Here is a 1,266-nt window from a genome sequence, read left to right on the forward strand (position 1 = left end):
ACGCCCGGCAGTTTCTTNAGCTGCCGGCCATGCCGGTGCTCACCACCAGCGTGCGCACGGTCATGAAACCCAGCATCAGCACCGCATCCTCGACGGTACCGATGGTGCGCGAGACGTGGTAATAGGATGAATTGGCCAGACGCAGTACGCCATCTTCGTCGACCGTTTCATGGGCACCGCCATGCACTATCCGTGCAACTACGGCTACATTCCCCAGACCCTGTCGCAAGACGGCGACCCGGTCGACGTGCTGGTGATTACGCCGTTCCCGCTGATCCCGGGCGTAGTGGTGCGCTGCCGTCCCATCGGCGTGCTGAAGATGGCCGATGAATCGGGCATCGACGCCAAGCTGCTGGCCGTGCCGGTGGACAAGATCCTGCCGATCTACACCCACTGGCAAAAGCCGGAAGATCTGAACGAACTGCGCCTGAACCAGATCAAGCACTTCTTCGAACACTACAAGGATCTGGAAAAGGGCAAGTGGGTCAAGGTCGAAGGCTGGGAAGGCCCGGACGCCGCCCGCGCCGAAATCCTGGCGGGCGTGGAAGCGTTCAACAAGGCCAAGTAATTTCCCTGCAGTCGCCACAAAAAAATCGCCCGACAGGTTTGCGCCTGTCGGGCGATTTTTCTTGTCGGGCCTGTGGCCGCTCAATGCCTGTGCAACAGGATCAATCGAGTTTGGCCGCGTGCTCGCGGGTGGCGTGGAAAGTGATTTCCGGCCAGCGTTCCTGGGTCAGGCGCAGGTTCACGCCCGAGCTGGCCAGGTAGGCCATGTTGCCGGCGGCATCGATGGCCAGGTTGGCGCCAGCGGAGGACTTTTCGAAGTCCGCCAGTTTCTTCTTATCGTCGCAACTGATCCAGCGCGCGCTGCTGATGCTGGTGCCTTCGAAGACCGCATCCACGCCGTATTCATTCAACAGGCGGCTAGCCACCACTTCGAACTGCAGCACCCCCACCGCACCCAGGATCAGATCGCTGCCGGTCACGGGCTTGAAGACCTGCACTGCGCCTTCTTCGCCCAGCTGCTGCAAGCCTTTGTGCAACTGCTTGATCTTGAGCGGATTGCGGATGCGCGCCACGCGGAAGAAGTCCGGGGCGAAGTAGGGGATGCCGGTGAACTGCAGCATCTCGCCTTCGGAGAAGCTGTCGCCGATCTGCATGTTGCCGTGGTTGGGCAGGCCGATGATGTCGCCGGCATAGGCTTCTTTCGACTGCTCGCGGCTGGAGGCATGAANGTCACCACCGAAGACACCTTGATCTCGCGAT

3 pseudogenes are annotated in these 1,266 nt (G+C 61.0%); 1 reads left to right on the forward strand and 2 read right to left on the reverse strand.

The annotated features are described in order from the left end of the window. A pseudogene (locus tag I5W_RS30305) lies at positions 1 to 148 on the reverse strand (HDOD domain-containing protein); the annotation flags it as partial. On the opposite strand from I5W_RS30305, the pseudogene ppa reads away from it, so the two are divergent. Next, positions 149 to 568 (forward strand): annotated as a pseudogene (ppa, locus tag I5W_RS20920) (inorganic diphosphatase); the annotation flags it as partial. A gap of 100 nt (positions 569 to 668) precedes the next feature. On the opposite strand, the pseudogene prfC reads toward ppa, so the two are convergent. Then, positions 669 to 1,266: pseudogene (prfC, locus tag I5W_RS20925) on the reverse strand (peptide chain release factor 3); the annotation flags it as partial.

This window comes from Herbaspirillum sp. B65 (assembly GCF_000333555.1).
Classification (GTDB): domain Bacteria; phylum Pseudomonadota; class Gammaproteobacteria; order Burkholderiales; family Burkholderiaceae_D; genus Herbaspirillum; species Herbaspirillum rubrisubalbicans.